At 58.7% G+C, this 22,355-nt stretch carries 23 protein-coding genes and 1 pseudogene; 11 read left to right on the top strand and 13 right to left on the bottom strand.

What is annotated here, in order from left to right; all coding sequences use genetic code 11:
- Positions 1 to 19 precede the first annotated feature (19 nt).
- Positions 20 to 232: a sulfur carrier protein ThiS gene (gene thiS / locus HY2_RS05505; protein ID WP_034825454.1), complete on the bottom strand. Its 213-nt coding sequence runs from the start codon at positions 230 to 232 to the stop codon at positions 20 to 22.
- 62 nt (positions 233 to 294) lie between these two features.
- On the opposite strand from thiS, the gene HY2_RS05500 reads away from it, so the two are divergent.
- From HY2_RS05500 to aat, 4 genes are all read left to right on the top strand, one after another.
- Complete coding sequence (locus HY2_RS05500; protein ID WP_034825452.1) at positions 295 to 738, top strand: type II 3-dehydroquinate dehydratase; 444 nt, start codon at positions 295 to 297, stop codon at positions 736 to 738.
- A 6-nt stretch (positions 739 to 744) separates the two neighbouring features.
- Positions 745 to 1,224 carry an acetyl-CoA carboxylase biotin carboxyl carrier protein gene (gene accB, locus HY2_RS05495; RefSeq protein WP_034825451.1) on the top strand — a complete coding sequence of 160 codons (480 nt, stop codon included), beginning with the start codon at positions 745 to 747 and terminating at the stop codon, positions 1,222 to 1,224.
- Between the two features lies 1 nt (position 1,225).
- Entirely contained in the window at positions 1,226 to 2,596 is a 1,371-nt protein-coding gene (gene accC, locus HY2_RS05490) for an acetyl-CoA carboxylase biotin carboxylase subunit (RefSeq protein ID WP_034825450.1), read from the top strand.
- Positions 2,597 to 2,671: 75 nt separating this feature from the next.
- Entirely contained in the window at positions 2,672 to 3,418 is a 747-nt protein-coding gene (gene aat, locus HY2_RS17110) for a leucyl/phenylalanyl-tRNA--protein transferase (protein WP_081814951.1), read from the top strand.
- A gap of 35 nt (positions 3,419 to 3,453) precedes the next feature.
- Here the strand turns inward: aat and HY2_RS17690 are convergent.
- The 3 genes and pseudogenes from HY2_RS17690 to HY2_RS05470 all read right to left on the bottom strand — a co-directional run.
- Positions 3,454 to 3,768: pseudogene (locus tag HY2_RS17690) on the bottom strand (DUF2155 domain-containing protein); the annotation flags it as partial.
- 38 nt (positions 3,769 to 3,806) lie between these two features.
- Positions 3,807 to 4,355, bottom strand: a complete 549-nt coding sequence (mlaD, locus tag HY2_RS05475) for an outer membrane lipid asymmetry maintenance protein MlaD (RefSeq protein ID WP_051594756.1) — start codon at positions 4,353 to 4,355, stop codon at positions 3,807 to 3,809.
- The gene (locus HY2_RS05470; protein ID WP_034825447.1) at positions 4,348 to 4,740 is read right to left on the bottom strand and encodes an NADH:ubiquinone oxidoreductase subunit NDUFA12; all 393 of its coding nucleotides are present in this window, start codon (positions 4,738 to 4,740) and stop codon (positions 4,348 to 4,350) included. Before HY2_RS05470 ends, mlaD begins: the two co-directional genes overlap by 8 nt.
- A gap of 197 nt (positions 4,741 to 4,937) precedes the next feature.
- On the opposite strand from HY2_RS05470, the gene HY2_RS05465 reads away from it, so the two are divergent.
- Positions 4,938 to 7,178: a TSCPD domain-containing protein gene (locus HY2_RS05465; RefSeq protein ID WP_034825446.1), complete on the top strand. Its 2,241-nt coding sequence runs from the start codon at positions 4,938 to 4,940 to the stop codon at positions 7,176 to 7,178.
- Between the two features lie 181 nt (positions 7,179 to 7,359).
- Positions 7,360 to 8,103 carry a pentapeptide repeat-containing protein gene (locus HY2_RS05460; RefSeq protein ID WP_034825444.1) on the top strand — a complete coding sequence of 248 codons (744 nt, stop codon included), beginning with the start codon at positions 7,360 to 7,362 and terminating at the stop codon, positions 8,101 to 8,103.
- Between the two features lie 61 nt (positions 8,104 to 8,164).
- On the opposite strand, the gene aspS is transcribed toward HY2_RS05460, so the two are convergent.
- Positions 8,165 to 9,997 carry an aspartate--tRNA ligase gene (gene aspS / locus HY2_RS05455; protein ID WP_034825443.1) on the bottom strand — a complete coding sequence of 611 codons (1,833 nt, stop codon included), beginning with the start codon at positions 9,995 to 9,997 and terminating at the stop codon, positions 8,165 to 8,167.
- A gap of 97 nt (positions 9,998 to 10,094) precedes the next feature.
- Here aspS and rnd point away from each other — a divergent pair, with 97 nt between their 5' ends.
- On the top strand, positions 10,095 to 11,261 hold the full coding sequence (gene rnd, locus HY2_RS05450; protein WP_034825442.1) for a ribonuclease D: 1,167 nt from the start codon (positions 10,095 to 10,097) through the stop codon (positions 11,259 to 11,261).
- A 9-nt stretch (positions 11,262 to 11,270) separates the two neighbouring features.
- On the opposite strand, the gene HY2_RS05445 is transcribed toward rnd, so the two are convergent.
- The 4 genes from HY2_RS05445 to HY2_RS05430 all read right to left on the bottom strand — a co-directional run bounded on the left by HY2_RS05445 (position 11,271) and on the right by HY2_RS05430 (position 16,690).
- Entirely contained in the window at positions 11,271 to 12,749 is a 1,479-nt protein-coding gene (locus HY2_RS05445) for a Ppx/GppA family phosphatase (protein WP_051594755.1), read from the bottom strand.
- Positions 12,749 to 14,923 (bottom strand): RNA degradosome polyphosphate kinase, encoded by a 2,175-nt coding sequence (locus tag HY2_RS05440; protein WP_081814943.1) that lies wholly within the window; start codon positions 14,921 to 14,923, stop codon positions 12,749 to 12,751. The genes HY2_RS05445 and HY2_RS05440 overlap by 1 nt, the downstream gene beginning before the upstream one ends.
- Positions 14,924 to 14,948: 25 nt before the next feature.
- On the bottom strand, positions 14,949 to 15,584 hold the full coding sequence (locus HY2_RS05435) for a P-loop NTPase family protein (RefSeq protein WP_146617168.1): 636 nt from the start codon (positions 15,582 to 15,584) through the stop codon (positions 14,949 to 14,951).
- A gap of 86 nt (positions 15,585 to 15,670) precedes the next feature.
- Positions 15,671 to 16,690 (bottom strand): hypothetical protein, encoded by a 1,020-nt coding sequence (locus tag HY2_RS05430; protein ID WP_034825440.1) that lies wholly within the window; start codon positions 16,688 to 16,690, stop codon positions 15,671 to 15,673.
- A gap of 106 nt (positions 16,691 to 16,796) precedes the next feature.
- Between HY2_RS05430 and purM the strand changes: the two genes are divergently transcribed.
- The 3 genes from purM to HY2_RS05415 all read left to right on the top strand — a co-directional run bounded on the left by purM (position 16,797) and on the right by HY2_RS05415 (position 18,907).
- The gene (gene purM, locus HY2_RS05425) at positions 16,797 to 17,822 is read left to right on the top strand and encodes a phosphoribosylformylglycinamidine cyclo-ligase (protein ID WP_034825607.1); all 1,026 of its coding nucleotides are present in this window, start codon (positions 16,797 to 16,799) and stop codon (positions 17,820 to 17,822) included.
- Complete coding sequence (gene purN, locus HY2_RS05420) at positions 17,819 to 18,409, top strand: phosphoribosylglycinamide formyltransferase (protein WP_034825438.1); 591 nt, start codon at positions 17,819 to 17,821, stop codon at positions 18,407 to 18,409. Before purM ends, purN begins: the two co-directional genes overlap by 4 nt.
- 111 nt (positions 18,410 to 18,520) lie before the next feature.
- A complete protein-coding gene (locus HY2_RS05415) occupies positions 18,521 to 18,907 on the top strand; it encodes a hypothetical protein (RefSeq protein WP_034825437.1) in 387 nt (128 codons plus the stop codon).
- Between the two features lie 140 nt (positions 18,908 to 19,047).
- On the opposite strand, the gene ndk is transcribed toward HY2_RS05415, so the two are convergent.
- Entirely contained in the window at positions 19,048 to 19,470 is a 423-nt protein-coding gene (gene ndk / locus HY2_RS05410; RefSeq protein ID WP_034825435.1) for a nucleoside-diphosphate kinase, read from the bottom strand.
- Positions 19,471 to 19,614: 144 nt separating this feature from the next.
- Here ndk and HY2_RS05405 point away from each other — a divergent pair, with 144 nt between their 5' ends.
- Entirely contained in the window at positions 19,615 to 19,947 is a 333-nt protein-coding gene (locus tag HY2_RS05405) for a zinc ribbon domain-containing protein YjdM (RefSeq protein ID WP_034825434.1), read from the top strand.
- 6 nt (positions 19,948 to 19,953) lie between these two features.
- Here the strand turns inward: HY2_RS05405 and HY2_RS05400 are convergent, their stop codons facing one another.
- Genes HY2_RS05400 through HY2_RS05390 form a run of 3 tightly spaced genes read right to left on the bottom strand, consistent with a single transcriptional unit; the run spans position 19,954 to position 22,318 of the window.
- Positions 19,954 to 20,370 (bottom strand): GNAT family N-acetyltransferase, encoded by a 417-nt coding sequence (locus tag HY2_RS05400; protein WP_051594754.1) that lies wholly within the window; start codon positions 20,368 to 20,370, stop codon positions 19,954 to 19,956.
- 2 nt (positions 20,371 to 20,372) lie between these two features.
- Positions 20,373 to 20,846, bottom strand: coding sequence for a DNA polymerase III subunit chi (locus HY2_RS05395; protein WP_034825433.1), 474 nt, complete (start codon positions 20,844 to 20,846; stop codon positions 20,373 to 20,375).
- Between the two features lie 5 nt (positions 20,847 to 20,851).
- Positions 20,852 to 22,318: a leucyl aminopeptidase gene (locus HY2_RS05390; RefSeq protein ID WP_034825432.1), complete on the bottom strand. Its 1,467-nt coding sequence runs from the start codon at positions 22,316 to 22,318 to the stop codon at positions 20,852 to 20,854.
- Between the last annotated feature and the right edge of the window lie 37 nt (positions 22,319 to 22,355).

The raw sequence follows: 22,355 nt of genomic DNA, 5'->3' as shown, positions 1-22,355 counted from the left end.
GTCTGAGGCAGGTGCAGGCCTACCCCCCGCCGACGAACTGAACAAGCTCTATGCGGTCGCCTTCTTCAATGACCGTGCAGGCATGCTCGGATTTGGGGACAATCTCAAGATTCCGCTCAATGGCGATGCCGCGCTGATCCTTGCCTGATTCGCCTGCCAATTGCGTAATCAGCATTGCAATCGTCGTCCCCGGCTGCACTGAGCGCGTCTCACCATTGACAGTAACCAACATTCGAGTTTTCTCCGTTCATCTGCCCCTTGCCTTGCCAGGCGATACAGCGCAAGACGGACACCATGTCTAAACCGGTATACGTACTTGGAGGCCCCAACCTCAACCTTCTCGGCTCACGTGAGCCGGAGATTTACGGCCGTGACACGCTGGAAGATATCCACACACGGCTCAGAGTGCTGGCAGGTGACCTTCCATTGGAAACCCGCCAGACGAATCATGAAGGTGAGTTGGTAAGCTGGATTCAAGAAGGGTCTGCCAAGGGCGCAGCCATCATTCTAAATGCGGCTGCATACACGCATACCTCCATTGCAGTGCATGATGCACTGAAGGCCTGTACGGTGCCGGTTGTAGAAGTTCATTTATCAAACCCGGCGGCGCGTGACGCGTTTCGTCAGGTGAATTATGTTTCCCCCGCTGTGAAGGCCACGATTGCGGGCCTGGGCGCCTATGGCTATGAGCTGGCGCTTTTGGCGGCTAAGACCCTTCTGGGCCAGAAAGAGACCTGATATTTCATGAGTACGACAAAGAACAAGCTGGATACCGGCCTCGTCCGGGAACTCGCAGCCATCCTGCGTGAAGCTGACCTCGGCGAACTCGAAGTTGAGCATGATGGCCTTCGCATTCGCGTGAGCAAGCCTGCCGCCCCAATCGTTCAGGCCGCAGCGTACGCGCCAGCCCCGTCTGCTGCTCCCGCCGCCGCCCCTGCTACGACGGCTGCAAACGCTCCCTCCGCTGAAGCTGGTGCGCCTGCCGCGTCTGACAATGCCATCAAATCCCCCATGGTCGGTACGGTCTATTTATCACCTGAGCCTGGCGCGAAAGCCTTTGTCGCTGTTGGCGACAAGGTGAAGAAAGGCGACACTCTGATGCTGGTTGAAGCCATGAAGACTTTCAACCCGGTCGAATCGGACAAGGCTGGTGTCGTTAAAGAAATTTATGTTACCGACGCCCAGCCAGTGGAATATGGCGAAGCTCTGATACTGATCGAGTAATATGGCCGAGCAACCTGTCATCAAAAAGGTTCTCATCGCTAATCGCGGTGAGATTGCCCTGAGAATTCACCGCGCCTGCAAAGAAATGGGCCTGTCCACGGTAGTTGTCCATTCCGAGGCAGACAGGGATGCCATGGCGGTTCGCTTGGCAGACGAGAGTGTCTGCATTGGCCCGGCCCCATCCGCGCAAAGCTATCTGAAAAAGTCGCAGATCCTGGCGGCAGCCGAGATTACCGGCGCTGATGCGATCCATCCCGGCTATGGATTCCTGTCAGAGAACGCCCAGTTCGCTGAAATGGTAGAAGCGCACGGCTTGGCCTTTATTGGCCCAACCGCTGAGCACATTCGCATCATGGGCGACAAGATCGCAGCCAAGCAGGCGATGATCGAAGCTGGCGTACCATGTGTCCCCGGCTCAGAAGGTGCACTCTCAAGCATTTCCGAAGCCAAGAAAGCCGCAAAGAAAATCGGTTTCCCGGTATTGGTAAAAGCCTCTGCAGGCGGCGGGGGTCGCGGTATGAAGCTGGCCATGACGGAAGGCGATTTGGAAAACGCTGTCCGTACTGCGAAGACTGAGGCGAAAGCCGCCTTTGGTGATGACGCTGTCTATCTGGAGAAATACCTTCAGGGCCCGCGTCACATTGAGGTGCAGGTTATTGCCGATACGCACGGCAACGTCGCCCACCTTTGGGAACGCGACTGCTCACTGCAGCGCCGCAACCAAAAGGTCTTCGAGGAAGCGCCATCCCCTGCTCTAAATCAGGCGCAGCGTGAGGAAATCGGCGGAATCGTTGCCCATGCGATGGAAAAGCTTGGCTATCGGGGCGCAGGCACAATCGAATTCCTTTACGAGGATGGGAAGTTCTACTTCATCGAAATGAACACCCGTCTTCAGGTGGAACACCCAGTCACGGAGATGATCACAGGGATAGATCTGGTCCGCGAACAAATTCGGATCGCTGAAGGCAAGGAGCTGTCCTTCCGCCAGGAAGACGTCATGCTTGTGGGCCACGCCATCGAGTGCCGTATCAATGCTGAGCACCCCGAGACATTCGTCCCGTCGCCCGGCCTGATAACCGACTTCCACGCACCAGGCGGCCCCGATGTGCGCCTCGATAGCGCTGCGTATGCCGGTTATCGCATTCCACCTCATTACGACTCGTTGATCGGCAAGCTGATTGTACATGGCCGCACGCGTCGCGAGTGCCTGATGCGGCTGCGTCGCGCTCTGTCTGAAATGGTGGTTGGTGGTGTCTTCACAACACTGGACCTCCATCGCAGACTCGTTGAGAACGACGACGTCCTAGCAGGTAATTATAACATACACTGGCTGGAGAAATTCCTCGCTGACGCCAAACAAGCTGGTGAGTAATTCATCTGCAACCTAATGCCAGCGGCATCATATTGGAGGGTGGACATCTGAGTGTCCGCCCTAACATATGAAGCCATGTCTTCGCGCTTTGGTACGTCTGACCTGCTGGCCTGTTACAGGCGGGGCGTCTTCCCGATGGGAGATGCCCGCAACGACCCGCACCTGTTCCTTGTCGACCCGGACATGCGTGGGATCATTCCCCTCAAAGGCTTTCACGTTCCCAAACGCCTTGCGCGGAAAGTAAAGCAGGACCCATTCAGGGTCACCGCCGATCAGGCATTTACGCGCGTGATGGAAATGTGTGCCGAGAGCACCGCTGGCCGAGAGAGCACCTGGATCAACTCTCCAATCCTGAATCTTTACAGCGCCCTGCACCGCGAGGGCCATGCCCACTCCATTGAGTGCTGGGATGGGGACGATCTTGTCGGCGGGCTCTATGGCGTCTCTGTGGGCGGTGCCTTCTTTGGGGAGAGCATGTTTTCCCGCGCGACAGATGCTTCAAAGATCGCGCTCGTGCACCTCGTCGCGCGCTTGCTGACTGGCGGATACATCCTGCTGGACGCACAATTCCATAATCCGCACCTTGAGCAGTTTGGACTCTATGAAATCACGCGTACGGAGTTCAAAAAAATGCTGAGAATGGCCCTGACCGTAGAGGCCGATTTCTATTGCGGATCTTCAACCTCGGACGGGTCGTCGACGATCTCGATGCCCGGCGGCACTTCGTCATCATACACCACATCATCATCCACGGGCGCAGACGCCTTGGGCGGCAACTTCACAGGATCAGGTGCGCTGCAGCGGATCACCCAGATGTCGTAAACCGGATGCTCCAGAGCGCTGAGTCCTGGAGAAGATGCATACATCCACCCAGAAAATAGCTCCGGATTCTCGTCGCTGACCGTATTCACATCGTCGGCCGTCACGGCAGCTTCCATCGTCTCGACGGCAACCGGCTGCGTGGAGTTGATCTTGAGAAAAGCTGCGCTCTCCGGCGCTTCTTCCGGTGGAGTCTGATAGCAAACCTTCAGCTCCACCTTCAGAGACCCAAACACAACCGGCTCACCAACTTTGACCTCAATGTCCGTGGAGCGACCGGTAATCTTGTCGAGTGCGCGCAACGTGGCGCGATCCTTCTGCACGAAGGTCGCCGCATGCGCGGCCCCAGCCATAGCAGCGCAGATTGCCAAGGCAGAGACAGCGAATTTCATTATTGATAATCCTCGTCAGGGTATGAATCATTACTTGCTGCAGATGAAGCATCACCAGCCGCGACGGGAGATGCATCAGGGGCCCCATCCGCATTCCCGCCGCCACTGGAGGCGAAAGAGGCAAACAGGGTCAGCAGATCGACACTGCCACGCGTGTAAATGATTTCGCCCGAGCCATCCTTTGAAATGTTGTCAAAGCTGCCACCGGGCTCTAGAGCCACATAGCTGCCGCCCAAAAGGCCATCTGTCGATATGCGGGCATCCGTGTCTTCCGGAAGGTCCCATTTCTCATCGACGCTTAGCGTAACGACAGCTTCAAAACGCTTCGGATCTCCTTCGACCGCCTTTACGATCCCAGCCTTCACGCCAGCAATCCGCACATCAGTGCCACGGGAAATGCCGGAGATATTATTGAAGCGCGCCGTCACCTCATACTGATCACCGGAAGCTTTCACATCTGTTCCCTGGCCAATCGCAAACCAAAGGAAAGCGCCTGCAACGGCAACAACCAGAGCGCCAATCAGGGTTTCAAAAAGTGATTCACGCATCAGGCGTCCAGGCCTCGTAGTCTCCGGTCGCCTTCTGGCGGGCCCGGTCAGTGGAAATGCTGCCTTTCGGCTTCGTGGCGTAAGGCGTACCGGTCATGTTCGGCTTGTGATCCTTTTCCCACTCACGACGGTTGAGCGGCATACGGGTCGGCGGCTCATCAATAGTATGGTGCATCCAACCATGCCAGTCTGCGGGCACCTTGGACGGCTCCGCGAGCCCTTTGTACATCACATAGCGGCGCTTACGCCCTTCGAGGGATGGTTTGCGCTCTTCAAAATAGCGATTGCCATACTCATCAGTGCCGACATAGGTCGAGCGCCGTTTGATGTCGAAGGAAGCCCCGAGCGTGTGCCCGCTCCACCAGGTGAAAATCTGTTTCAGCATCGTCTTGATGTCCTGACCTGTCTTGTTGGCCGCAATATGGCGTCTTCGCGGCAGTTAATCCATAGAGCAGCCGCAGGCAATGCGACGCACAAAACTCATTTCACATTGGCGATTTTGAGGCAGCTCAGGTTGATACAATGTCTGCGAAGCGTCACCCTGTGTGGAATGATTCGCCAATGTTTCGCAGGGAGGCGAGAATGACCAAGGCCGAGCTAAAATCCATATTACAGGCTGCGGAGATGGATGGCCTGCTGTCAGGCCCCCTCGACCTCGGTGACATCTGGCGTGCAGCAGGCCGTCACCGCAGACCGGCAACGCCGGAATCGCTGCGCAATGTAACCTCTGCCTACGCATCTGCCAGCCTTCTGGAGGCCACTCAGATCGCGACAGCCGAAATGCTGGAGCGTCTTGGCAATGCCCCGCGCAATGCCGAGCTGGCCGAAGCCATCGCCTCCGGCCTGCCACAGGACATCCTTGAAGAGGCGCTGCGCCAGCCGGATGGCATCCTGCGCACAGCGGACGCTCTTCGCATTGCTGCTGTGAACACGCCTTCTCCGCCACCCGCTGTGTTTGCTGTTGACAGCATTGAAGAGGATATCGAAGCGGAGCTGCTGGGAGCGCTGAAGGAAGGCGCCGAGGTCATTCTCGCACAATCAGAGCTTCCCGCGTCGCGTACACTGTGCCGCCTGCTGGATATCTCACTGGCCGTCAGCCCGGAAGGCCTGGAGACAGACCTTCTGACCTCTGTGACAGATGCCGCCTCAAAGAGCCTCGGAGATGGTCTACTGCTGATTCACGGCTTGGGCGCGGCTGTCATGTCCCTCGGACTTGCCTATGACAGCGATGAAGGCCGCGATATGGCCGCGGCGATCTGCGGCCTCGTCAAATCCGCGGCGACCGGTGCTTCCCTCTCAGCCAACCATGCGGCAACTCTGGGCATTGAGGCGCGCCGTGCGGGCGGCAAGAAGGCCTGCCAGGTAAAAATCCTGCCGGTCAGCGACCTGCCGGACATCATGCCTGACTGCGATAGCAATGCGAGCGGTCCGGTCACGACAGTTCTCGCCTTTTCAGATGAAGGCCCCACTTTGACGCGCAGTGCCCGCCTGGCGATTGCCAGAAAAGCCCCGGAATCCCTGCCGTTAATTCTGGACCGCTTGGCTCATGGCGGCGCACATGACCTTGAAAGCGCGCTTGGCGCCGACAGGCTGAAGGATCGCGGCTTCTCCGAAGCGGCCTTGGAGCGCGTCAAACGCGCGCTCAGCGAGGGCTTGCCCCTGAATGCCGCCTTCTCACGGTGGGTCCTCGGCGATGAGATCATCAGTCAGGATCTGAAATTGCCGCCGGAAAATTTTGATTCGGATGGCTGTGGACTGCTCTCAGCCATGGGCTTTTCCCGCAGGGATATTGCCGCTGCAGAATCTGCTGTGGGCGGCGCGACAGAGAAGATCGCTGCCGAAGCCCTGACTGGGTGCGGCCTGGATATTACCGTCTCGCCCGAAGCCGAGATCGCCTTCGCAAAGGCCTGCGCCGAAGCACTGGGCGGTGATGTCATGGTTAGAATCACGGGCCGCGCGGGCCTCGACATGGCAGACGCCGCACTGAACGCTGGGCTCTCCAGTCTCCTGATCGGCATTCGCGCTCCCGCAGACGACGAAGTTGCCGAGCGCATGGAACATATTCTCAGCCTTGCCGAAGAACTGGCCTCCGAAGCGGAAGCACCCGTTATGGCTTCCGCGTCAGTATCGACCAGCCAGAGCGGCACGCGTACACGCTTACCGGACCGTCGCAAGGGCTACATCCAGAAGGCCTCTGTCGGCGGGCACAAAGTGTACCTGCATACGGGGGAGTTCGAAGACGGCTCGCTCGGTGAGATCTTTCTGGACATGCACAAGGAAGGCGCCGCGTTCCGGAGCCTTATGAACAATTTCGCCATCGCGACCTCCATCGGCCTGCAATATGGCGTGCCCTTGGAAGAATATGTAGACGCCTTTGTTTTCACTCGCTTCGAGCCCGCCGGGGCTGTTACGGGTAATGACCGCATCACGAAGGCCACCTCAATTCTGGATTATATCTTCCGTGAACTGGCCGTGTCCTATCTCGGGCGGGATGATCTGGCGGAAGTGGACGTCACCCATGACGGCCTGGGACGGGGCGAAGGCGATGCCACCCGCCAGCCTGCCGCCTTTACGGAAGAAGCCGCGCAGATCATTTCCCGCGGTTTCTCGCGGGGGCAATTGCCAGACAATATCGTGATCCTGGACAAGAAGCGCGAAGAAAAGTTGACCGAGGAAGAAGCCGAGTCCGAAGAGCAGAGTATGCCTGAATACCTCACGGAGGCCTGCCCGGCATGCGGCAGCTTCACACTCTTTCAGATCAGCGATGAGGGCGATGTAGAATGCGATACGTGCGGCGAAGAAGTTCGCCAGACGATCGAATAAAGGCGCTCATTACTGTTCCGCAATTGAGTATCCGCGCCTTTCTACTGTTGCTGATGCAGATGCCTGGCGCACTTTACGCAGCGTGATCCACCATGGCGCAATTGCAACACTTGGAGCTATTTTGTCAGTTCTTACTGTTTGTTCAGTTTGGAGTGACAAAACAACGCGATATTCAAATAGCATGATCCGTGCAGGTTTCGCTCTCGTCTCCATGCTGGCTATCGCCGTGAGCGCGCCAGACGCCTCAGCGCAAGGCCAGGCTGTTGCGTGGTCCCCAGGCTATGCCGGTGCCTGTGGCAAGTGTGACTTGTCGGGCCGAAACCTCACAGGCTGGGACCTGACAGGCGGAAATTACGCAGGCGCAAACTTCGAATACTCTTTCATGCGCAGTATTGAAGCTGGAAACGCAAATTTCGAGCAGGCTAAGGTGACTGGCGCAGACATGCGCGGTGCTATCCTGACATCGGCAAAACTGTCTGGAGCCATCCTCTCCAATGCCCGCCTGCAGGGCGTTCGCGCGACTGGGGCGGAGTTCCGCAATGCCACGATGCAAGGGACCAGCCTGCAGGGTGCTCTACTCGTCGGTGCGAACTTTGCCTCTTCGGACATGAGCAGCGCACGCCTCGACACGGCAGACCTCTCAGGCGCCAATATGACGGGCACATGGCTGAATGATGGAATCCTGACGGGGGCCATCTTTAACGGCGCGAACATGACCGGTGTCAGTCTGAACAATGCCCGCGTGGATGGCGCCTCCTTCAAGGATGTGCGCTTCATTGACGCGGACCTCAGCCACATGGCTGGCGTGGAAACAGCAGATTTCACAGGCGCCTGCGTGTCCCTAAGTACGCGCCTGCCTCAGGAGCTGAGCCTACCCCTTTGCTCCATCCCAACGCTCAGCCCTGCCCTGATCGCAGCGCAATAGAGCGCACGAAAAAAGGGCGGAACATACATCCCGCCCTCTTCCACTATTCCAAGACCTGAAATCAGGATTTGAGCTGCGGCGCCATCCGGATGTTCAGCTCTTTCAGCTGACGCTCGTCCACCGGGCTCGGCGCGCCCATCATCAGGTCACGGGCCTGCTGGTTCATCGGAAACAGTGTCACGTCGCGGATGTTCTCTGCGTCCGCCAGAAGCATGACAATCCGGTCAACGCCCGGCGCAATACCGCCGTGCGGCGGCGCACCATAGCGGAACGCATTCAGCATGCCGCCAAACTCCGTCTCAACCACGTCAGCGCCATAGCCCGCCAGCTCAAATGCTTTCAGCATCAGTTCCGGGCTGTGGTTCCGGATCGCGCCGGAGGACAGCTCGACACCGTTACATACAATGTCATACTGGTAAGCCTTTAGCTCCAGCAGCTTTTCATCCGTATTGGCGGCCATTAGCGCGTCCATACCGCCTTGCGGCATGGAGAACGGGTTGTGGCTGAAGTCGATCTTCTTGTTTTCTTCGTCCCACTCGTACATCGGGAAGTCGACAATCCAACAGAGACGGAAGACGCCGTCTTCGATCAGCTCCAATTCCTCGCCAATCTTCGTGCGCGCTGCCCCAGCGAGCTTGTAGGCGTCGCCTTTTTTGCCGGCAGAGAAGAATATGCCGTCGCCAGCGCCAAGGCCCAGCTTTTCGAGCAGAGCGGCCAGATGGGCAGGCTCGAAATTCTTCAGAACCGGGTCCTGGCTGTCCACACCACCGCCATCAGCTTCCTTCAGGCGGGCATAGCCGAGGCCGGGGGCCTGCATCTCTTTCTTCGCCCATTTGTCGAGTTCATCGAAGAATTTGCGGGATTTCTCGGCCGCCGCTTTCGGCGCCGGGATCGCGATCACACGGCCACCGCCAGCAATGATCTTCGCAAAGATGCCAAAGCCGGTCTTGCTGTCGTCCTCAAAGAAGTCCGAAACGTCGGCCAGTTCGATCGGGTTGCGCAGGTCTGGCTTGTCGGAGCCATATTTTGCCATCGCTTCAGCATACGGGATGCGCGGGAACGGACCTTCCGGCACGCGACGGCCCTTGCCTTCCCAGTTGGCAAACTCGTCGAACACGCCGCGCATGACGGGTTCGATCGCGCCGAACACGTCTTCCTGCGTGACAAAGCTCATTTCAATATCGAGCTGATAGAACTCGCCCGGAGACCGGTCAGCGCGCGCATCTTCGTCACGGAAGCAAGGCGCGATCTGGAAGTAACGGTCAAAGCCGGACACCATTAGCAGCTGCTTGAACTGCTGCGGCGCCTGCGGAAGTGCGTAGAACTCACCGGGGTGAATACGGCTCGGCACCAGGAAGTCCCGCGCGCCTTCCGGGCTGGAGGCTGTCAGAATAGGTGTCTGATATTCGGTGAAGCCTTGCTCCAGCATACGGCGGCGCAGGCTAGCAATGACCTGGCTGCGCAGGATCATGTTCTTGTGCAGCGTCTCGCGCCGCAGATCCAGATAGCGGTGCTTCAGGCGAATCTCTTCCGGATAGTCCGGCTCCCCAAACACAGGCAGCGGCAGCTCGGCGGCTTCGGACTGAACGGTAACTTCGCCTGCAACCACTTCGATCTCGCCCGTGGCGAGGTTCGGGTTGACGAGGCTGTCATCACGAGCAACGACCTTGCCTTCCAGCGTGATGACGCTTTCCGCGCGCAGGCGCTCGACCGTCCCAAAACCGGGAGAACCCGGATTGAAGACGACCTGCGTCAGCCCGTAATGGTCGCGCAGGTCGATAAACATCACCCCGCCATGGTCCCGGCGGCGGTGCAACCAGCCAGACAGTTTAACGGTTTCCCCGACATGGGACTTGCGAAGCTCCCCGCAGGTGTGGGTGCGATAGGCGTGCATCGGATGCTCTCTCCGGAAATTCGGTCCAATAATTTTAAGGCGCGAAAGGCATTCAAGCTCTCGCAATTGTCAAGGCGATGCGATACGCAAGCGCGCGATGACTGACAACACCCTGACTCCCATTACTGAGCAATCCGCGCTGGAAGACCTGTGCGGAAAGCTCGCTGAATCCGACTTTATCTGTGTCGACACCGAATTTCACCGGGAAACAACATATTGGCCGGAACTCTGTCTGGTTCAGGCCTCTGCCCCCGGCGTTGAAGGCCTGATTGACCCACTGGCCGAGGATCTGGACATCGGGCCCTTCCTTGATCTGATTGCCGCAGACAACCGGATCAAGGTGTTTCATGCCGCGCGGCAGGACATCGAAATCTTCAATCGCCTGATCGGCCACCCCCCCGGTCCGGTCTTCGATACGCAGATCGCTGCAATGGCGCTCGGACTTGGTGATTCGATCTCCTACGACAATCTGGTTCAGCGTGTCCTGAAGCGTCAGATTGACAAATCGAGCCAGTTCACGGACTGGACCCGTCGCCCGCTGAGCCAGAAACAGCTGGTCTACGCCCTTGGTGATGTCACGCATTTGCGCGACGCCTATCTCAAGATGCGCGACGAACTGGAAGAAACCGGCCGCATGAGCTGGGTCCGGGAAGAAATGGCGGATCTCGAAGATCCCGCAAAATACGACACAGATCCGAACAATGCCTGGCAGCGCCTGAAGCTGCGCAAGCCAAAGAAAGACTACGCCGCCATTGTCGTCGCCGTCGCGGCCTGGCGCGAATCCCTGGCGCAGGAGCTGGACAAGCCCCGTCGTCGCATCCTGAAGGATGACGCGATCCAGGAAATTGCCAGCCAAAAGCCACGCAGCGAAGCGGATTTCAACCAGCTGAGGGCCGTGCCGAATGGCTTCATCCGGTCAAAGCATGGTCAGGGCCTGATCGAAGCGGTTGCCGATGCCATCGAAAATCCTGACGCCTACGCCCCGGAAATGGAAAAGCGCCCGCAAAATGCGCAGATCCCGGCAGGTGCGCCTGAGCTTCTAAAAGTGCTGCTGAAGCACGTATCGGACGAAAACAATGTCGTGCCACGTCTAATCGCCAATGCTGCCGATATCGACCGCATTGCCCGCGGCGAGACGAGCAGCGACATCGCCGCGATGCAGGGCTGGCGCTATGACATGTTCGGCCAGAAGGCCCAAGCGCTGCTGAACGGCAAGCTGGCCGTTTCCTTTGAAGGTGGCCAGGTCCGCCTGTTTGACGTCTAGGCCAAGACCCTAATCGATTGACGTATCCGGTTTCAGGTTCAGCTGGCTGGCCGTCTGCGATAGCCGCCGACGGACCGTATCCGACAGCATGGCCTCATCAGCCTTGCTTACACGCAATTGCAGTGTTTCCCCACGCCTCACTAGTTTGGCGCGGCGAAGGATGGGCCCGGACCGCCCGGAAAACACGGCGCCCAGCCGCATCGCACTGCCGATCTGGCGTGCCCGCTCATCCTGTTCAGGCGTGGTCAGGCCTTCATATTCGGCAGGACGCTTGAAGTCTTTCTCGTACCGGCAGCCAATGGCGTAGGCGATCAGGGCGCGCTCGCTGTGCGAAAGGCCGGAATAAGGCGCGCGGAGGGCCTGATCATAGGCCATGATTGACCTGTGATCAGGATGAAAGCGCCCGGCACTGTCGGCCATCATACAGGCCGCCTGCTCGATACGCTTGTCGGCTGCAGGGGAGCCGAACAAGTCCGGCTCCGGCGCGAGGGCTGGTGCGATGAAATCATGCACAGCCTGACCGAACTGGATCTGGTTATGATCCAGCCGTGCAAAGGCAATCACGCCATCCATCAGCGGGTCGGCAGTCGGTGTGCCGGTCAGGTCACGCAGCACCCCCTCTCTCAAACCGCTGGAAGATATACTAACCCCTTCCAGCGAACTCATTGCCAGGATTTCCTGCAACAACATCGCGGCAATCGGCAGATGTTTTGCCCGCCTCTTGTCGATGGCTTCGAGCATGGACCGCGAGGCCGCATTGGTCAGGCTATCGAGACAGACCTTCGTTACGCGGGAGACCTGGCTCTCCGTCATCTGATAGCCCTGCAGCACCTGCAGCGCGTAATTCTCCAGCTGCATGTTCAACTTCGCCAGGGTCCGCCATGCGCCGCCCACAGCGTAGAACCGACCACTGGCGCTGGCCAGCACGCGGGATTTCTTCAGTTCCGCACGAATGGTCTTGCGCAAGGCCTTGGGATCGAAATCGCCTTCGGCCAGGGACAATGGGCCCAGCATCAGGCTCTCTCCCCGCGCAGAACGGCCACCGACGCGCTTAAACTCAAGACTGGAGCCGCCAAGGTCGCCGATAATGCCTTCGGACTTGTAGAAACTCGCCTCCACGCCCAGCGCAGAAAGACGTGCCTCGTCTTCACCGGACAGCGTCAGGATCTTGCGGCCTAGAACCCGCGACGCTGTCTTGATGAAATCAGGCCCATCCTCCGCAGACCGCACAGCAGCCGTTGCCACCGCCGTGAAGTTCCGCAGGCCTAATGCCTTCAGAATGGCGCGGTAACGGCCAAGTGCCCGGATCGCAGCCTCTCTGCCCTCAACAGACAGATGCCCCGTACGCATCAGACCCTGGCCCAATCCTGCCATGACCTTTTCGTTGAAGGTCGGCAAAATAGAGGCCCCCAGCACATCATAAATCACCAGACGAACAGAGTTTGATCCGATGTCGATGATGGCGGCGCGTTCCGACTTCGGAAACATCAGCTAATGGCACCCTTCTTGGGTTGCAGGCGCGGCGGTAGGCTCACTTCCAGTGCGCTACCCCGGCCGGAAAGACTGGGATTATCCATGAAATAGGTGTGCGCAGAGAACGGTTTCGAGTTGCCCGATGTTTCCACGCGCGAATAATCGCTATCCTCATTCATGATCCAGCTTTGCTGTTCGTCATTCAGATTGGCCACCATGATCTGGTTCATCACCTGACGGTGAACAGTCGGGTTCTCAATCGGCACAAGCGCCTCAACCCGGCGGTTGAGATTACGCGGCATCCAGTCGGCTGAGGAGATAAAGACCTTTGCGTTCGGGGACGGCAAAGATTCGCCGTTTGCGAAGCACACGATCCGAGAATGTTCCAAGAACCGACCCACAATACTCTTTACAGAGATGTTCTCCGACATGCCGGTAACACCGGGACGCAGACAGCAAATACCACGTACCACCAGGATGATCGGCACACCTGCCTGACTGGCCTTGTAAAGCGCATCAATGACTTCCCCATCGACCAACGAGTTCATTTTCGCCCAGATGCCGCTCGGCTTGCCTTTCTTGGCGTTCGCCGCTTCAGCCTCAATCAAAGTGACTAGCTTTTCCTTCAAGTTCAGCGGAGACATGGACAGCTTTTCAAGTTCCGGACCCACTTCAGGCGGCTCGCGATAGGCTGTCACGAAATTGAACAATCGGTTCGCATCACGCCCCAGCGCCGGGTCTGCCGTAAACAGGGAAAGGTCTGTATAGATACGCGCATTGATTGGGTGATAATTCCCGGTCCCATAATGGGTATAGCTGCGCAGCTCCTGCCCCTCACGACGCACCACCAGAGACACCTTGGCATGTGTCTTGTACTCAATAAATCCGTACACGACCTGAACGCCCGCACGCTCCAGATCCCGCGCCAGGCGCAAATTTGCCTCTTCATCAAAGCGCGCCTTGATTTCGACCAGCGCCGTAACATTCTTTCCAGCCTCGGCCGCCTCGATCAACGCTGCAACAATCGGGGAATTGTTTGTTGTGCGATAGAGTGTCTGCTTGATGGCAACGACCTGCGGATCGGCCGCTGCCTGTCGCACGAACTGCACCACCACATCAAATGTCTCAAACGGATGATGTACAAGAATGTCCTTCGCGCGGATCGCTGCGAAGCAGTCGCCCCCCATTTCCCGTATGCGTTCCGGATAGCGTGGCTCATAGGATGGGAATTGCAAATCAGGCCGGTCATCCACGATCAGCTCTGATAGCTGCGCCATACCGAGGATCCCATCATAGAGAACGATATCATCCTGCTCGGCACCAATTTCGCGCGTGATCAGTTCACGCAGATCGGTTGGCGCGCTGGATTGCATCCGTATACGAACAATACGTCCGCGTCGACGCTGTTTCAGCAGAACCTCGAACTCCCGGATTAGGTCTTCGGCTTCTTCCTCGATCTCGATATCACTGTCGCGGATCACGCGGAACAGGCAGCGGTCCTTTTCCTCATAGCCTGGGAACAGCTCCTCCAGGAACATGCCGATAACATCTTCCAGAGCAATGAAGCGTAGCGTGCTTTTTGGCCCATTCGGCAACCGGATAAAGCGGCGCACAAATGCAGGCAGAGGAATAATCCCGACATGCTGCTCGCCACCATGCTTCGACAGCAGATTGATGGCAACGGAGAAGCCGAGATTGGGAATGAAGGGAAACGGGTGGGCCGGATCCACAGCCAGCGGCGTCAGCACCGGAAAGATATTGGTCCGGAAATAGGTATCGAGTTCAGTCTTGTCCTTGCGGGTCAGCTCACTGACAGCCAGGACATCTATCCCCTCCACATGCATTTCTTCCTTCAGGCTTTTCCAGCGCTCCTGCTGGTCAGCAATCAGCTGCAGAGATGCCTGCTCAATTCGGCTAACCTGCTGGGCTGGCGTCAGGCCATCCTGGCTAGGCTTGACGACGCCTGCACGCACCTGCTCCCGCAGGCCCGCATACCGCACCATCTCAAACTCATCGAGATTGCTTGCAGAGATCGACAGAAAGCGCAGACGTTCCAGCAACGGATGATCCGGATTGGCGGCCTCCTCCAGAACGCGGCGGTTGAACTCCAGCCAGGACAGTTCCCGATTGATGAAGCGTTGTGGCGACTGCATCTGTTGTTTCAGGCTTTGTGTTGCCCCATCCGGCATCAGGTCTGCTCCGTGTCTGTGTGCACTACAATAGTGGCCTCTGATCCGGGTCCGACCAGCCAAGCTCCTCCAGCACTTCCCGCGCCAGGGGGACAGATGGGGCTCGTCCAGTCAATGTGATCCGCTCGCTCAGTTTTTCCGCAAAGGTTTCGATTGCCTCATAGGAAAGATCCAGTCTTGGCACCAGATATTTAACAACCTCCGGATCAAGTTTGAGAAAATGCTTCCTTGCAGCCATTTCCAGGCGCACTTTCAGCATCGGCTCGTCCGGATCATCAATCTCGATCACAGGCAGGGCATTGAGGCGGGATTTGAGGTCAGCGGAAGAGGTTTGCCATTGGCCGGGGCTTCGCCGCGACGTCAGCAGAACCCTGCCCGCATTCGCCGAGATCATGTTGATCAGGGTCAGCAGGCGGTCCATCTTCTTCACCTGATCTGCGTCATCGATGACAACATAAGTGCCAGCCAGCGTCGACAACTCCTTTTCGCGCATGCGGGAGAACTCCTGGGCGGAGTAGAATCGTCCTTCAAACTTCTGACACCAGGCGCGGCCTAGCGCCGTCAGCCCGGCCCTTGCGGGCGCGGTCACGCACACGACCGGGAATGGCCAGCTCTCAGGCCCGCGCAGAATTGAGACAGCCGTCTCGTTCGCGGCCGTCACCAGCAAGGAGTCCAGCGTGAGCTGCCTCTCCGGAAATCCAAGGCTCAGCTGGCTTGGCGTGGGGGCTTTATGCGTGCCACCCTTACTCACTGTCCGGCCGATGCAGATACAGCCGAACGCAGCACCCAGCCATGTTCATCCTGCGACAGGGACACTCCGCGCTGAAGCAGATCATTCTGCAGCCGCGGCGGGTCTCCTGCATACGAAAAGTCCACAAGCGCGCCGTCCCGGGCAATCGCCTCAATCTTTAGATCAGAGATGAACGGAGACCGCGCGAGCGCGCCGCGCAGCGTGTTCCATTCAGCCAGAGATGTATAGCGAACACTCGCCTCCGCAGCGGTCCGCTCTCCACTACGTATGACCGAATTGCGCTTCCAGTTCTCGTCCAACAGTTTCAGCATGGCGTCGACGGCGCCGTCCATGGTCTGCGCATAGGGTGTGGTGCCGATGGTTTCCGTCCCGGCGGTGGTGACAACAGACACTGTAACGCGCCATGCATTCTCGCTGCCGGAAAGCTCAGCCAGGATGCCCCGCCGCGCGCCAAGCGCTGAAGCCTCGGGCGACAGCGCCATCCAGTCGCTGAATTGCGTGTAACCACCGCCACTCGATGTCTTGTAGGGCGACAATGTCTCGCTGCGGCTCGAACCCAGCGTTTCACGCCACGCATATTCCTGTACATCATTGGATGCCAGCGGCACCAAAAGTGCCATGGGGGCCTGCGTGTCGACATAGGGCACGCCCAGCGAATCCAGGTGCGCACGTACCATGCGCGGATTGTAGACAACCGCCAGAGTACCGCGATAACGTCCGGCACCGGCCGTCTCTTCCTGTACATCAACGGCAGCGGAGAGGCGGTTAGCCAGCGCGTAATCGACCGGCACGCCGCCTGCAGCGATCAGATCCTCCGGCAGGGTGATGCGATCTATCAGAATGCGCGCACCCTTGGTCCGCGCGGCGCCCATGGCCTTCTCACGCGCCTGGATCAGGCTGTCGGCCACCTCATTCACGTCAATATTGGAGACGGTATAGACATCACGCGTGTCTGCATGCGCACTGAAACCAGACGCAATCGCGACGAAAAGCGAAGCGAGAAAAATACGAATCATGGTCAACGGCCTCCGTGTAGCATTTCTTTTAGCAAGCCCAGGCTGAAGCTGGAACCGCAAGCGGCACTGGCAGAGACGTTTTCCCCATGCTAACGCGCAGGTCATGATGAGTGATACGCCCAAAACGCCCCTTTCCTACCGCGATGCCGGTGTCGATATTGAGGCAGGAGAAAGGCTGGTTGAGGCCATTGGCCCGCTGGCAAAAGCAACCGCCCGTGCTGGTGTCATGGGAGGTCTCGGCGGCTTTGGCGCGCTGTTTGACCTGAAAGCCTCCGGCTACGAAGACCCGATCCTGGTCTCCGGCACGGACGGCGTCGGCACAAAGCTGATGCTGGCTTTTGAGACCGGCATTCACAATACAGTCGGCATAGATCTCGTTGCCATGTGCGCCAATGATGTGCTGGCACAGGGCGCTGAACCCCTGTTTTTCCTTGATTATTTTGCGACTGGAAAGCTTGAGTCGGGTATCGCGGAAGCGGTCATTTCCGGCATCGCCGAAGGCTGCCGCCAGTCCGGCTGCGCGCTTGTCGGCGGCGAAACGGCGGAAATGCCCGGCATGTACCCGCCCGGCCATTATGATCTCGCAGGATTCGTGGTTGGCGCTGTGGACCGCGCAAAGGTTCTGCCTCGCATGGGCGACATGGCTGAGGGGGACGTGCTGATCGGCATCGCCTCGTCCGGCCCTCACTCCAATGGCTATTCCCTCATCCGCCGTATCGTGGAGCGTGAAGGCCTGTCATATGATTCGACCTCTCCGTTCTCGAATGAAAGCCTCGGCGAAGCACTGCTCACCCCAACGCGCCTCTATTCCGACGCAGCCCTGCCGCTGATCAAGGGGGACCTGATCAAGGGCCTCGCCCACATCACCGGCGGCGGCATCACCGAAAACACCCCGCGCATGTGCCCGAACCATCTCGCCCCCCGGATTGACCGTTCGGCCTGGACACCCAAGCCGGTCTTCCAATGGCTTCAGGAAGCTGGCGGCGTTGAGTTGGACGAGATGCACCGCACCTTCAATATGGGCATCGGCATGATTTTCGCGGCCGCGCCTGACAAGGTGGACACCGTGATCTCCCAGTTGAAAGAGGCCGGCGAGCAGCCCGTCATCCTCGGGGATCTCGTCGGCGGATGACGCGCCTCAATCTGGCTATCCTGATTTCCGGGCGCGGCTCCAACATGAAGGCGCTGCTGGAAGCCGCGCGCGATCCGGCTTATCCGGCAAAGCCGGTCTTGGTCCTATCCAACCGCCCGGATGCAGGCGGGCTTGAGACCGCTACAGCGGAAGGCGTCGCGACGGCTGTCGTCGACCACAAGGATTTCGGCAAGGACCGTGTGGCCTTTGAGCGCGCAATGGACGCCAGGCTGGAAGCCGCCGGAATTGAAATCATCGCGCTGGCCGGTTTCATGCGCGTGCTGACCCCCTGGTTTGTGGAAAAATGGTCGGGCCGCCTGATCAATATCCACCCGTCCCTGCTGCCTAAATACAAGGGCCTCGACACGCATCAGCGTGCGATTGATGCGGGCGATGCCGAGGCTGGCTGCAGCGTGCACTGGGTCACTGCAGGCGTCGATGAAGGCGCTGTCATTCAGCAGGCCCACGTGCCCATCCTGCCCGGCGACACAGCACAGACCCTTGCTGCGCGCATCCTGCCGGAAGAACACAGCCTCTACCCCGAAGCGCTGGCCAGGGCCTGCGCAGAGATCAAGGCGCGCGCTTAAGCGTCTTCAAGCCCCCGCTTATCTTTCCCCATTCAAAGGCGAGGTGCCTAAAGGGCGGACGGGGAAATCGCCCTACCAAGTCCGTCGCATACAGCGCTCCTTTAGCCTCTGATGACGATGCCTTCTTTCTCGCTCTTTTCTCCCATGCCGGGCCTGCCTTGGTATCTGCTGCCCATCTGGCCGCTGATCTATCTGCGCATTCTGCGCCTGAAGGCATGGTTTCGGCAGAATGGCGGCCCCGGCTCTCAAATGCTTTGGGGCGTGATGTGGAATGGCCGCATTGGAATCATTCAACTCTCGGATGATCTTTCGGGTCGCGTGCAGGCCTCGAAACCGCTGAAGCCATTTGCCAGACTGGCTGAGGTGCTCAGCGACGGATGGCTTGCGCCCTGGCTGGATCTTGTGGCGCGCTGCCTGGCTTCGGCTGTCGTGCACTCTTGCTTGGAAATCAGCCTTCCCCATATCCCGAAAACTCGGTTACCATTGCCGGATACCTGACCCGGCTTCATCTCATCGAAATTAAACCAGATCATCTGGAAGGCCATGCCTCTCCGGCCAAACGTGCTGCGCAAAACAAAAGGGGCTGCACCAACCGGTGCAGCCCCTTGGAAACCTCACAAGCCCGAAGGCCGAGTGCCTTAGCCGACGATTTCAGCTTCGGAGAAGAACTGGGCGATCTCGATCGCAGCATTCTCTTCGGAGTCGGAACCGTGGACCGAGTTTTCGCCGATGGATTTCGCAAACAGTTTGCGGACCGTGCCGTCAGCGGCTTCTGCCGGGTTCGTTGCGCCCATCACTTCGCGGTGTGCGGCAACGGCGTTTTCGCCTTCCAGAACCTGCACGACAACCGGGCCGGAAGTCATGAATTCAACCAGTTCGCCGAAGAACGGACGCTCACGGTGAACGCCATAGAAGCGCTCTGCCTGCTCTTGCGTCATGCGAATGCGGCGCTGGGCGATGATGCGCAGGCCAGCTTTTTCAAAGACGGCATTGATCGCGCCGGTCAGGTTACGCTCGGTGGCGTCAGGCTTGATGATGGAAAAGGTACGCTGCACAGCCATGATGACTTCCTGTTTATGGGGGAAACTGTTTCTCGCGGGCCTATAACCGGGCCCACCCGCCGGGGCAAGCATGGAAGGCGGCTCTTGCGCAGATCGATTCGGCGGCCTAGGGCGATCCCTGTAACAGTTTCAAGGATTTCGCGGATGAGCACGCTTCCCCCCTGCCCCAAATGTGGCTCCGAGTTCACCTATGAAGACGGCGCGCTCCTGATATGCCCGGAATGCGCCCATGAGTGGAGCGCGACCGAATCTGAAGACAGTGGCAGCGGCATCAGGGACTCCAATGGCAACCCGCTCGCCGATGGCGACTCGGTCGTTGTGATCAAGGATCTGAAGATCAAGGGCTCGTCCCAGGTCGTGAAGCGCGGCACCAAGGTGAAGAATATCCGTCTCGTCGATGGCGATCACGACATCGACTGCAAGATTGACGGTATCGGCCAGATGGGCCTGAAATCCGAATTCGTGAAGAAGGCCTAGGGCCGACTAGAGCACCAGGATCATCCCGGGATCATAAGCCTCGTTGGGCCGCGAAACGAAGCCGTATTTCTCGTAGAAGCCCGCTTTCCCTTTCGCTGCCATAAGACCAATCATGGCACCGCTGCCAGCCTTTTCCCGGATCTGACCAAGCAGGGTTTCGAGGATACTCGCCCCGATGCCGTGGCCCTGATGCTCCGGCCGGATCATCATGTCCTGAATGTAGAAATACATTACGCCATCGCCCACGACACGACCGAAACCGATGGCTTCGCCGCCCGCCCTCGCCGTACACTGGAACAAACTTGCGCGGAGCGAACGATCCGCGTCTTCCTCAGAGACCTCACCCCATCCAAGGCCGGCCCGTAGGCGAACAAATTCTGCGGCGGACAAGCTGCTGGCTCCGATGGAAATTTTGGCAGGCACGCTCAGACGCCTGCCTCTTTCCAGCCACCGCTTCCAGTCTGCTGGAAATAGCGCGTCACGAGGCCGGCATCCTTGGCGGCCTTGAATTGCTGGCGGGCCAGGCTGCGCGTGTCATGGTCGCCATCATCGAACATGACCATGCAGCGCGTATAAGGCGCATCGACCGGCGCCGTCGTCCCATCCATCAGGAACAACGCATTCGCGGTGTTCACATTCTCCACTTTGTCGGTCAGCAGAATGGGTTGGCGCGATGGGTCGAGCCCTGGCGCTTCTGCCTGGCCGTGCGGCAGGAAGGTCCGTTCGTCAAAGGTCCACAGGAAGGCGTCGAGCGCAGCGCGGCGCTCAGGATTCGGGCTGACAGCCAGAACCCGCCAGCCCACCTCTAGGCATTTTTGCATGAGCGGCGCCGCAGCCTGCTCCAGCGTGGTGCGGGAGAGATGGTAAAACCACCATTCCGGCTTTGGCGCCTCAGTCATGCCGATCAGCTTTCGTAATTGTCAGCGATCCAGCGGTCGAGCAGGCGCGGACCAAAACCGGAGGCCCAGCTGACATCAAAGGCCGCTTTTTCACCCTCAACCCAGGCCACACCGGCAATGTCGATGTGCGCCCATTTCACGTCTTCCTTCACGAAGCGCTTCAGGAACTGCGCCGCTGTGATGGAGCCAGCCGCGCGACCGCCAATATTCCGCATATCCGCGAATTTTGACTTCAGCAGCGCGTCATATTCCGGGCCCAGCGGCAAGCGCCAGACGCGCTCGCCTTCGGTCTGGCCCGCCTTGGACAGTTCGTCCGCAAGATCATCGCTCGCGGTGAACAGACCGGCATGATGGTGGCCGAGAGAGATCACGATTGCGCCAGTCAGTGTAGCGAGATCAACCATGGCTTTCGGCTTGAAATGCTCCTGCGCATACCAGAGCACATCGCACAGAACGAGGCGGCCTTCGGCGTCTGTGTTCTGCACTTCTATGGTCTGGCCGGAGGCGGACTTCAGAATGTCGCCCGGACGGATCGCGTTTCCGTCCGGCATGTTCTCGACCAGGCCAACTAGGCCGATGACATTGACCTTCGCCTTGCGCTCGGCCAGCGCGCGGATGGTGCCGGTCACAGCCGCTGCGCCGCCCATATCGCCGCGCATGTCTTCCATGCCCGGTCCCGGCTTCAGGGAGATGCCGCCGGTATCGAAGCAGACGCCCTTGCCGATCAGGATAACCGGATCATCGCCTTCCGTGCCGCCCATCCATTTCATGATGCCGAGCTGGCTTTCCTTGACGCTGCCCTGGCCGACGCCCAGCATGGCGTTCATGCCCAGCTTGGCGAGTTTCTCTTCGCCGAGCACTTCGACTTCTACGCCCAGATCGCTCATTTCTTTCAGACGGTCTGCAAAGGCAGCCGGATAGAGATCGTTCGGCGGCAAATTCACCAGCGTCCGTGCCAGAATGGTGCCTTCAGCTCCAGCATTCAGCGGCTCGAAGGCTTTCTCGGCAGCAGCCACATCCTCCACGATGAAAGTGACGCTTTCAACGGTCGGCTTCTGATCGTCTTTCAGCTTGGTGAAATAGTCGTCAAACCGATAGGCCGCGAGCTTCGCGCCGACAGCCATGCGGGCTGCGTCTTCAGCGGAAGCAGCATGAATGGCGATGGATTTGAAGCCGCTGCCGGAGTGCGACTTGTAAAGATTGGCGCCCAGGCCCTCCAGAACGCGGGCATCGCGCTTGTCCAGCTTGCCTCCGCCGATCAGGACAACGCGGCGGGTGTCACTGCCTTTAGGCATCACGATGAGAGATTGCTGATCTTTCTTGCCGGAAAAGCGGCTGCCTTCCATGGCTTCTGCCAGAAGGCCACCTGAGGCATTATCAAAATCAGTGGCCGCAGCAGGCAAACCGCCATCCTCATCAACGATAAAGGCAACGATCTCAGCTTTGGCATTGTCTGCGAATGTTATTTTCATATGCGGATTCTCCATTTGCAGCGGAAACTAAACGTCG

The organism is Hyphomonas pacifica, from assembly GCF_000682675.1.
In the GTDB taxonomy this organism is placed as follows: domain Bacteria; phylum Pseudomonadota; class Alphaproteobacteria; order Caulobacterales; family Hyphomonadaceae; genus Hyphomonas; species Hyphomonas pacifica.
Note: the sequence above shows the minus strand (reverse complement) of the source record. Positions and strands in the feature narration are given on the sequence as shown.

Coding starts and splice junctions, on each gene's coding strand:
- thiS (WP_034825454.1), bottom strand. CDS start 232: ATGTTGGTTACTGTCAATGGTGAGACGCGCTCAGTGCAGCCGGGGACG.
- HY2_RS05500 (WP_034825452.1), top strand. CDS start 295: ATGTCTAAACCGGTATACGTACTTGGAGGCCCCAACCTCAACCTTCTC.
- accB (WP_034825451.1), top strand. CDS start 745: ATGAGTACGACAAAGAACAAGCTGGATACCGGCCTCGTCCGGGAACTC.
- accC (WP_034825450.1), top strand. CDS start 1,226: ATGGCCGAGCAACCTGTCATCAAAAAGGTTCTCATCGCTAATCGCGGT.
- aat (WP_081814951.1), top strand. CDS start 2,672: ATGTCTTCGCGCTTTGGTACGTCTGACCTGCTGGCCTGTTACAGGCGG.
- mlaD (WP_051594756.1), bottom strand. CDS start 4,355: ATGCGTGAATCACTTTTTGAAACCCTGATTGGCGCTCTGGTTGTTGCC.
- HY2_RS05470 (WP_034825447.1), bottom strand. CDS start 4,740: ATGCTGAAACAGATTTTCACCTGGTGGAGCGGGCACACGCTCGGGGCT.
- HY2_RS05465 (WP_034825446.1), top strand. CDS start 4,938: ATGACCAAGGCCGAGCTAAAATCCATATTACAGGCTGCGGAGATGGAT.
- HY2_RS05460 (WP_034825444.1), top strand. CDS start 7,360: ATGATCCGTGCAGGTTTCGCTCTCGTCTCCATGCTGGCTATCGCCGTG.
- aspS (WP_034825443.1), bottom strand. CDS start 9,997: ATGCACGCCTATCGCACCCACACCTGCGGGGAGCTTCGCAAGTCCCAT.
- rnd (WP_034825442.1), top strand. CDS start 10,095: ATGACTGACAACACCCTGACTCCCATTACTGAGCAATCCGCGCTGGAA.
- HY2_RS05445 (WP_051594755.1), bottom strand. CDS start 12,749: ATGTTTCCGAAGTCGGAACGCGCCGCCATCATCGACATCGGATCAAAC.
- HY2_RS05440 (WP_081814943.1), bottom strand. CDS start 14,923: ATGCCGGATGGGGCAACACAAAGCCTGAAACAACAGATGCAGTCGCCA.
- HY2_RS05430 (WP_034825440.1), bottom strand. CDS start 16,690: ATGATTCGTATTTTTCTCGCTTCGCTTTTCGTCGCGATTGCGTCTGGT.
- purM (WP_034825607.1), top strand. CDS start 16,797: ATGAGTGATACGCCCAAAACGCCCCTTTCCTACCGCGATGCCGGTGTC.
- purN (WP_034825438.1), top strand. CDS start 17,819: ATGACGCGCCTCAATCTGGCTATCCTGATTTCCGGGCGCGGCTCCAAC.
- HY2_RS05415 (WP_034825437.1), top strand. CDS start 18,521: ATGACGATGCCTTCTTTCTCGCTCTTTTCTCCCATGCCGGGCCTGCCT.
- ndk (WP_034825435.1), bottom strand. CDS start 19,470: ATGGCTGTGCAGCGTACCTTTTCCATCATCAAGCCTGACGCCACCGAG.
- HY2_RS05405 (WP_034825434.1), top strand. CDS start 19,615: ATGAGCACGCTTCCCCCCTGCCCCAAATGTGGCTCCGAGTTCACCTAT.
- HY2_RS05395 (WP_034825433.1), bottom strand. CDS start 20,846: ATGACTGAGGCGCCAAAGCCGGAATGGTGGTTTTACCATCTCTCCCGC.
- HY2_RS05390 (WP_034825432.1), bottom strand. CDS start 22,318: ATGAAAATAACATTCGCAGACAATGCCAAAGCTGAGATCGTTGCCTTT.